This window comes from Microcystis sp. M44BS1 (assembly GCF_020244875.1).
GTDB lineage: Bacteria > Cyanobacteriota > Cyanobacteriia > Cyanobacteriales > Microcystaceae > Microcystis > Microcystis panniformis.
In genome coordinates this window covers 1-8,745 of the sequence record NZ_JADBVM010000094.1, presented here as the reverse complement: position 1 = coordinate 8,745, position 8,745 = coordinate 1, and the positions used below count along the sequence as shown (strand labels likewise).

At 38.0% G+C, this 8,745-nt stretch carries 7 protein-coding genes and 2 pseudogenes; 5 read left to right on the top strand and 4 right to left on the bottom strand.

Features of this window, described 5'->3' with window-relative positions:
- A pseudogene (locus tag IM515_RS06700) lies at positions 1-450 on the bottom strand (IS630 family transposase); the annotation flags it as partial.
- A 236-nt stretch (positions 451-686) separates the two neighbouring features.
- On the opposite strand from IM515_RS06700, the gene IM515_RS06695 reads away from it, so the two are divergent.
- Genes IM515_RS06695 through IM515_RS06675 form a run of 5 tightly spaced genes read left to right on the top strand, consistent with a single transcriptional unit; the run spans position 687 to position 5,662 of the window.
- Positions 687-1,871 carry an FkbM family methyltransferase gene (locus IM515_RS06695; protein WP_287630177.1) on the top strand — a complete coding sequence of 395 codons (1,185 nt, stop codon included), beginning with the start codon at positions 687-689 and terminating at the stop codon, positions 1,869-1,871.
- A gap of 26 nt (positions 1,872-1,897) precedes the next feature.
- Positions 1,898-3,079 (top strand): FkbM family methyltransferase, encoded by a 1,182-nt coding sequence (locus IM515_RS06690; protein ID WP_287630176.1) that lies wholly within the window; start codon positions 1,898-1,900, stop codon positions 3,077-3,079.
- A 31-nt stretch (positions 3,080-3,110) separates the two neighbouring features.
- Entirely contained in the window at positions 3,111-3,854 is a 744-nt protein-coding gene (locus IM515_RS06685; RefSeq protein WP_287633505.1) for a class I SAM-dependent methyltransferase, read from the top strand.
- Positions 3,829-4,515: an HAD family hydrolase gene (locus IM515_RS06680; protein WP_287697932.1), complete on the top strand. Its 687-nt coding sequence runs from the start codon at positions 3,829-3,831 to the stop codon at positions 4,513-4,515. Before IM515_RS06685 ends, IM515_RS06680 begins: the two co-directional genes overlap by 26 nt.
- Positions 4,516-4,564: 49 nt before the next feature.
- Positions 4,565-5,662, top strand: a complete 1,098-nt coding sequence (locus IM515_RS06675; protein WP_193959426.1) for an N-acetylneuraminate synthase family protein — start codon at positions 4,565-4,567, stop codon at positions 5,660-5,662.
- Between the two features lie 41 nt (positions 5,663-5,703).
- Here the strand turns inward: IM515_RS06675 and IM515_RS06670 are convergent, their stop codons facing one another.
- The 3 genes and pseudogenes from IM515_RS06670 to IM515_RS06660 form a co-directional block, all read right to left on the bottom strand.
- Complete coding sequence (locus IM515_RS06670; protein WP_193959427.1) at positions 5,704-6,909, bottom strand: class I SAM-dependent methyltransferase; 1,206 nt, start codon at positions 6,907-6,909, stop codon at positions 5,704-5,706.
- A 78-nt stretch (positions 6,910-6,987) separates the two neighbouring features.
- Complete coding sequence (locus tag IM515_RS06665) at positions 6,988-8,061, bottom strand: NAD-dependent epimerase/dehydratase family protein (protein ID WP_193959428.1); 1,074 nt, start codon at positions 8,059-8,061, stop codon at positions 6,988-6,990.
- Between the two features lie 350 nt (positions 8,062-8,411).
- A pseudogene (locus IM515_RS06660) lies at positions 8,412-8,745 on the bottom strand (Uma2 family endonuclease); the annotation flags it as partial.

Here is an 8,745-nt window from a genome sequence, read left to right as displayed (position 1 = left end):
TAGACTAGATTTCGCCCAGATATACACATACTTTTTTCTTCTCAATATTCTTCTCACTTGCGAGCCACTCAGTTTAATTCCTGTTTCCTTTTCTAGATGCTCTGCTAATCTTGCCGCTGTCCATCTCCCGAATTCCTATCCAAATTCCTTCGGATCTTCATCAACTATTTTCAATAGTAAATTAATATATTCCTCTGGGGCTTTTTTATGATTTCCATTTTTTCTCCCATCTTCTAGACTTTCTAAATTGTTAGGATCGCCGTGAACGCACCAATGGGCGACCGTTTTGAGTGAACAGCCAATAAAATCAGCTATTTCTCGTTGAGTTTTTCCGTCGTTCAGCAAGAGAAACATTAAAATTATTTCCCTAACTTCTGCTCTTTCTTCTTCTTTAAGAGCTTTTTGTAAGTTTTTCTTTTCTTCTAAATCTAGGAAATCTTTAGCTGGCATAAGTAGAATTTTTCTCAAGTTACTATTTCTATTTTAGGTGGTTTAAGTGCGTTTTAGCTTACTACCGAATCACCACCAGCAATTTTATAAATTATCCTTGACAAGGATGGTAATCTGGTGTACCTTGAGCAACAATCCCCGTTTGAACTGCCCGACGAACAAACACTAGAATCTTTTTACCATGTTACACTAGGTAGTTGGGTAGGACTAGCTTTATTTCCCTGATGTGGTAACTTATGTCTTCTTCTTTATTGCTCGAATTAGAAAATTTACTCAAAAAACCAATTGCTTCTATAAAAGATTATGAAAGTTCTCTTTTCGAGCAATTGCTCGAAAAATCTCAAGGACAGATTGTGTTGTTTGGTGCTGGCAACTTAGGCAAAAAGTGTCTTGCTGGTTTGCGGAGTGTTGGCATAGAACCAGTGGCTTTTGCTGATAATAATGCGGCTATCTGGAATACAAAGATTGAAGGAGTTGAGGTTCTTTCTCCTGAAACTGTGATGAAAAAATATGGCGATAATGTCTTATTCCTAGTGGCTATTTGGAGCATAGGAAGAGACCGCAGTTTTATCACAATTAGAAATCAATTACAAAAAATAGGGTTTCTCAATGTTTCTTCTTTTATTGCTCTTTTCTGGCAATATAATCAGTTTTTTTTACCTTACTATTTCATCGATTTGCCTCACAAAATTTATGAACAAGCCGAGGATGTCATCGCCGCTTTTATGATTCTACAAGATGACTACTCAAAAGAACAATATTTTAATCAACTAAAATCTAGAATATTATTAGATTTTGACTGCTTGTCAGCTTACAAAGAGATCACTTATTTCCCTGGTTTTTTGTTATCTGTAATCAACCAAGAAGTGTTTATTGATTGTGGTGCTTTTGATGGGGATACCGTTCAATCTTTAGCGGCTATCAATGCGGGTGCTATAGGAAAAGTAATTTGTTTTGAACCCGATCCTCAGAATGTTGAAAAGCTCCAGCATTCTCTATCTAATTTAGATAGCACAATTCGAGATAGAATAATCATTTATCAAAATGCAGTAGGCAAGCAACGAGAAAAGCTAAGATTTTCAGCAACAGGTTCGGGTGCATCTGCAATTTCCAGCAAAGGAACTTTAGAAATAGAAGCAATTTCTCTTGATGAAGTTTTAGCTAATGAAGCACCAACCTTTATTAAAATGGATATTGAGGGGGCGGAAATAGATGCAATTATGGGAGCAAGAGAGATTATCAAGAATCATTCCCCAATTTTGGCAATTTCAGTTTATCACCAACAGGATCATTTATGGCGAATTCCCTTATTAATCAAGAGTATGTGCCAAGATTATTCTTTCTTTCTTGAACCCCATCTGCACGATGGTCAAGATGTCATTTTTTATGCTATTCCTAATTCTCGCTTTACCCAACCTTAACCAATACATTAGATACTTAACAGCCTATGACTTCCGACTTATTAGTTGATCTTAAAAACCTTCTAGCAAAGCCGATTGATGCCGTCATCAATTATGAAACCTCTGTTTTTGGCGGGTTGTTAGAAAAATCTCAAGGACAAGTTGTTTTATTTGGCTCTGGCAACTTAGGAAGAAAGTGTCTTAAAGGTTTACGGAAGATTGGCATAGAACCAGTGGCTTTTGCTGATAATAATGCGGCTATCTGGAATACAAAACTTGAGGGAGTTGAGGTTCTTTCCCCTGAAATTGCTGCTCTTAATTATGGTCAAAATGCTTTATTCCTTATTACCGTCTTTAATCGAGAGAATAGCCTGAATTTGATTCAGGAGCAATTACATCAATTAGGGTGTCAAAATGTTGCCCTGTGTGCCGTCTTTTTTTGGTGCCATCCACAAGAATTTTTGCCTCATTTTTATCTTGATTTACCTCACAAAATTTATGAACAAACGGGGGATGTTATCGCAGCTTTTGATCTTTGGCAAGATACAGAATCTAAGCGGGAATATCTGAAGCAGATTAAGTGGCGAATTTTACTAGAGTCTGATGGTTTATTTTCGTCTCAGGAAATACAATATTTCCCGACTTTCTTAAGGCCTCTTTTAAAAAAGGAAGTTTTTGTAGATTGTGGCACTTTTGATGGTGATACCCTGAAGACATTTATTGATCTTCAGGGAGATTCAATTGAGAAAATAATTTGTTTTGAACCCGATCCAATTAATGTAACAAACTTAAAAGCATATCTTTCTAATTTAGATCATCAGCTTCAAGACAAGGTGATAATTTACCAAAATGCTACAGGTAAAGAACGAGAAAAACTGAGATTTTTAGCGGCTGGTTCAGAAGGATCGGCAATTTCCAGTCAAGGAAACTTAGAAGTAGATGTAGTTCCCCTTGATGAAACTATTGCTGATGAAGCACCAACATTTATCAAGATGGATATTGAAGGTGCAGAAATAGATACTATTCTGGGAGCAAGTAACATAATCGAGAAATATACTCCTATCTTGGCTATTTCAACTTATCATTTACAGGATCATTTATGGAGACTTCCCTTATTGGTAAATAGTATATGCAGTGATTACTCTTATTTTCTTATACCTCATGGTGAGAATGGTCTAGAGTCAGTTTTTTATGCTATTCCTAATTCTCGCTTTACCAGCGAAGCCTAATTGCCGTTAATTTGAGGAGAAACTCAATTCAATGTCGTCTAACTCTGTAGAGATGCCTGATCCCGTTTCTGAAATGCTCATCCCCACCCTAAACTTGATGGGGTTTATGACTGCTTGGATAGATCCTTATACCGAAGCTTTTGTCAAGTTTGCTCCCTTGGCTCCCAAAGCTTGTCTTGATATCGGGGCAGCTTACGGGATCGCAAGTTTAGCGGCTTTAGCAACAGGTGCGGAGGTGATTGCCTGTGATCCAGACTGGCGGCATCTAGAAATTTGTCTTCAAAAAACACCTTCTCACCAAAAAAATCGTCTTAGATTGTTACAAGGCTCTTTACCCGATCAGATTAATCTGGAGGAGAAAAGTTTGGGAGCCATCCTCTGCTCAAGAGTTCTACACTTTTTAACCGGAGCAGAAATTGAGGGATCAGTCCGTAATATGTCCCGTTGGCTTTGTTCTGGGGGTCGAGTTTATTTGATTGCCGATACTCCCTATAATAAATTTTTAAAATCATTTTTACCTATCTATGAAGAAAGAAAGCATCGGGGCGATTTTTGGCCGGGACAAATTGATAACTTTCCCCAATTTATGCCCACAGAACTGGCTCCAAATTTGCCCAACTTTTTTCATCCTCTAGATCCAGATATATTAGCGCGTGTCTGTAACCAGATGGGTCTTATAGTTGAGAGCAAAGGGTTCATTTCCCGTATCGATTACTTACCTGATGCTCAAGATGATGGTCGGGAGGGAGTTGGCATTATTGCCTATAAACCTTAAAACTGATATGAAAATCCAAAACATATTCTTTGATCTAGATGGTACACTCATTAATTCGTCAAGGGGAATTAAATATTCTCTAACAAAGGCGTTGTCATCTGTACTTCCAGACTTTGCTCTAGATCAGATTTCTACAAGCTTAATTGGCCCCCCTGTAGCCGAAATGTTCAAACAGATGATCGGCAATGCTGATCCAGATCTGATTGATAATTTAACCCAGGAGTTTCGCAAAAGCTACGATAGTGAAGGTTGGGAAAAAACCGATATCTATGAAGGGGTTGTAGAAACTCTTTGCCAATTGGCGGACTTTAATATTACAATGTTTATTGTTACTAACAAGCCTAGCCACCCAACCTTTAAGATTTTAGATCATCTCCAGATGCTACATTTTTTTGCCGATGTTGTATCTCCAGATACGGGAACTCATCCCTATGCCTCTAAATCAGCAATTTGTCAACATATCTTGACAAAGTATCAAATCAATCAACAATCTGCTATCTTGGTGGGAGATTCTCGTGATGATGCTCAGGCAGCTAAATCCTGTGGACTTAGTTTCATTGCTGCTACCTATGGCTATGGAAAAGTACACGAATCGGAAACTTCCGAGCAGTTATGTAAAATTTATAGTTTTCCCGAATTGATAGGTCTAATCAAGCATTAGCTTTTCATGCAAGGGAATAATAAAGTCTAATTTTAAGGAGGATTATCCAATGTCTGTTAACCGCGATATTTTTGACGAACTCTTTGTTTTAGAACTTGCCAATAATCATTGGGGTAGTTTAGAGAGAGGATTAAAAATTATCACTGACTTCTCTAGAATTGTTAGGTTTAATAGTGTCAGAGCATCGCTCAAGCTTCAATTCAGAGATGTGGACAATTTCATTCATCGAGATTTTCGGGACAGGACTGATATTCGCTATATCAAGAAAACTCTCGATACAAAAATGACAGAAGATGATTACGCAACTCTAGTGAAAGCAGTACGTCAAAGTGGCTGTATTCCGATGGCAACTCCTTTTGATGAAAAGTCTGTTAATCTTTGTGTCGAACTGGGGATCCCCATTATTAAAATCGCTAGTTCAGATCTCAACGACTGGTTTTTAATTGAGAAAATCGCCGAAACTCGCAAACCGGTAATTGTGTCAACGGGAGGTTCTTCTCTCAAGGATATAGATGATTTAGTCATCTTCTTTGAAAATCGTAATGTTCCTTTGGCTATTAACCATTGTGTTTCTCTCTACCCTTCCGAAGATTCTGAGCTAGAGATGAATCAAATCGATTATTTAAAAAATCGCTACCCCAATCATGTCATTGGTTTTTCAACCCATGAATATACTGATTGGACATCCTCAATGCTGATAGCCTACGCTAAGGGTGCGAGAACTTTTGAAAGGCATATCGATATTGAGATGGATGGAGTCCCTGTCTCTCCTTATTGTTCCTTACCCGAACAAGTCGATATTTGGTTTAAAGCTTTTCAAAAAGCTAAAGAAATGTGTGGCGCGCCGGGTACTCAAAAAAGAATGCCCCCTGAAAGAGAAATTAAGTATCTTGATGCGCTAGTTCGAGGAGTTTACGCTAAAAGGGATTTGCCAGAAGGTTACATTCTCAACCATGACCGCATCAATGAAGATCTATACTTGGCGGTTCCTCTCCAGAAAGGACAGATTTCTTGCCGGGAGTTAATGTCAGGAGAAATATTAACTAGGGCCTGCAACAAGGATGAACCCATTATGATTGACTCCATTGATAGCCCTTATTCAACTAACGATAATCTCAGAAAGATTATCTATCAACGGGGTATTTAATTTTGAGGGAAAGGTGAACTAATTGCTAAGTTCGCCTTTGATCATCTCAATAAAATAACTGGGTTAGGCAGCTGCATTTTTTGGATAGCATTGTAAATAGCTTCTTGAGATAAAATTGAGGTTACAATAATCGGCTGTCTCATCTCTCTCAATTGAATTTGATGGGGTGATAGCACCGTAATCCCTGAAATAACACTACCTTGATTAATGGGATTTCCATCAACAAAAGCAACTATATTGGCTTTTGCCAGTGAAGTTTCGGCCAGTAGTTTCATGGCTAATTGTCCCGTTCCCCAAACAATAACATCGGCAGCATCCTCTAACACTGACTGTAATTTAATATCTATATCAGTCATAGTTTTTTTGGAGCTTTCAATATAAAGCAGTATTCTTTCTTTGAGCATTTTATCAGGATAAATTACCAATTCCGATGAATTAGACTCTTGCTTCTGCCAAAAGCTATAAATGGCTGGATAAGACATCCCCGGAGAGACATCAAAAACTTTTTCTCCGATTAACTTATTGGTCAATCCAAATTGAATTAATAAATTTGATAAATGGGGGTGATAAAAATGATTAATATGTTCAGTATTAAAATCTTGAAAAGGTGCAAAAACATGATCAACATATCCCGAAGCATTGGGAACTTCTACATATAGATATCCCCCGACTTTGATTAATTGTTCTATTAATTTTACAGAAAATTTCAGATCCTGTATATGCTCTAACACATGAGAAAGAATGACAAGATCAAAATCTCCTAAATCTTGAGGAGGCGTAAAAATAGAACCAGCATAAGCTTCTATTCCGTAAAGCTGTTTTGTATTCTCAACACAAGCAGGAGATGGATCTAAACCACATAAATTGTTATATCCTAGTTTTTTAAGATAGCCTAATAACCCACCATTGGCACAGCCAATATCTAAAATGCGAACGCTCTTATCCGGTAAAAATTCAGCAATACATTCAGCCGTTTTTTGAAGTCGTGCGGCATCATAGGGAGATTCCCCTCCTCCCGTAGCGGTTTTTTTGTCCTCGTATTTGGATAATTTGGCGTAAAAAATATCGTAATCTTTCTGACTTACTGTTGTATCAGCATAGACAAAACCACAGCGATCACAACACAGTATATCATATCCATTTGAGAGGGGATGACCTTCAGGTAAAACAAAATTTTGTGTGTGAATAATCTCCCCATTTTCTTCTTGACAAATTGGACAATTTCGCAGGGATTTTTTCTGATTCATGATGTAAATCCTAAAATCTTGATGAATTATAATAGTAAATCTGGTTATTAAAAACTGATTATTTATTCCCCCTTTTGCCTATTGCCTATTGCCTGTCCTTATGAGTAGCCTATGCTCAACGGATTTAGTATAACTAGCTGTTCGGATAATTGATTCCCCTAGGGAAATCAAGGGTTTAAGTTGTAACTCATCAAAAGCCCTCTGGACTGAAGGAACGTAACGTTCAGCAGCTTTACCCGGGATAGGTTCTTTTGCTATAACTACCTCAACTTTTGATGCAAATGTACTGGCAATAACTTCCGCCAGTTCAGCGATAGTCAAATCCCCATCTGAACCGACATTGTAAGGGTAGCATGATTTTCCCTTAAACAAAATTGTCCACAGCCAAATCGCCAAATCCGCCGCATAGAGGTAAGAACGATAAGGAGTTCCATCCCCCTGGATGAGAATCGGACCCCCCGTCATACCATCTCGAATGAAATTACCAATAGCAAAATGGACATCCAGGGGCAAATAGGGACCGACAAAAGCAAAGCAACGAGCAATTTTCGTTTCTAATCCCTGTTGTTTAGCATAAAGAGTACAGAGCATTTCTGCTGCCCGTTTTCCTTCTGCATAAGCATAACCCGGATTAGTTAAATCAGGAGAGCCTAAATAGTCTTCGGAAACATGGGTTATCTCAGGGGGTTGTTTGCCATAAACGGCACCGGAACTGGTTAATAAGAACTTTTTAGCCTGACAAAATTTAGCAAATTCTAAAGTATGCCTTGTTCCCTCAATAATCGTATCAAACATTAGTAAGGGATCTTCTTGATTAAGCTTGGCACTCGCTTCAGTGGCACCATGAATAATATAAGAAAACTCCCCTTCAGGAAACTGAAATGACCTAACATCACCGCTATGGAATTGAATAGCGGTATGATTGGCTAAATGAGGAGCTTTTTGCCTGAAACTATCAGGATTTCTGGTTAAAACCACTGCCGATGCTTTTAAGTCTAGCCGATCATTGACCCAGATAAAACTCTCCAGAAGCCAACAGCCAAAAAAGCCTGTACCTCCAGTAATAAATATCCGCTGTCCCCGCAATTCTTCCCAGAGGTCTTTAGTGTGGGCAAGAATATGATTTAAGTCATTTGTTAGGTTAGGTTGCATCTTCAGCCAATCCATTTCATAGAAAAAGACAAATCCACACAAAAATAAAAAGCAATAGAGTTCTACATTCGCTCTATCCAATGCGAGAAGAAAAGGCTAACTTAAAAAAGAGATAACAAACAAGTTGCTTATATTGTCTAATTGACGAGATTGACTAAAATTCTTGGTCGCAAAAAACATCCAAAAAAATAAAAATGTTCCAAAAAATGCGAACAATGCAAATTTACCTACGCTCCGACAAAACTCTCGGATAATCGCTGTTACATACTCTAACATCTCCTCCGTTAATCCTAGAAATAGCCCAATCCAGAAGATTCCTGCCATGATTTTATCAGCATTTGACAAGTATGCTACAAGGTTTCTGGTTCAACGCCTAATTCTCTTAATTTTTCAGCTAATTTTTGCCGTAACATTCGCTCCTGTTCGAGTTGATATTCAGTTTGTGCGACTCGTTCACTCCCCCATAATAACAAATTTCCCGACTTATCCCACCAACGCAACCAATTAGTAGTAAATTCAGCTTTGCTTCCTTGCCAGATACCAATAAACAAATTAAGTTCTTTTATCCAGTAACGATTATTCTCGTCTGGCAACTGCTGCTCATACTTTCCTGCCACTAAACGATAAACATCTAATTCTCCTGTTTTTGGCTGAAAAATTCCATAGACAGGTACTTGTAAAATT

Excerpts from the sequence above, each read along its gene's own strand:
- IM515_RS06695 (WP_287630177.1), top strand. The coding sequence starts at position 687 with ATGTCTTCTTCTTTATTGCTCGAATTAGAAAATTTACTCAAAAAACCA.
- IM515_RS06690 (WP_287630176.1), top strand. The coding sequence starts at position 1,898 with ATGACTTCCGACTTATTAGTTGATCTTAAAAACCTTCTAGCAAAGCCG.
- IM515_RS06685 (WP_287633505.1), top strand. The coding sequence starts at position 3,111 with ATGTCGTCTAACTCTGTAGAGATGCCTGATCCCGTTTCTGAAATGCTC.
- IM515_RS06675 (WP_193959426.1), top strand. The coding sequence starts at position 4,565 with ATGTCTGTTAACCGCGATATTTTTGACGAACTCTTTGTTTTAGAACTT.
- IM515_RS06670 (WP_193959427.1), bottom strand. The coding sequence starts at position 6,909 with ATGAATCAGAAAAAATCCCTGCGAAATTGTCCAATTTGTCAAGAAGAA.
- IM515_RS06665 (WP_193959428.1), bottom strand. The coding sequence starts at position 8,061 with ATGCAACCTAACCTAACAAATGACTTAAATCATATTCTTGCCCACACT.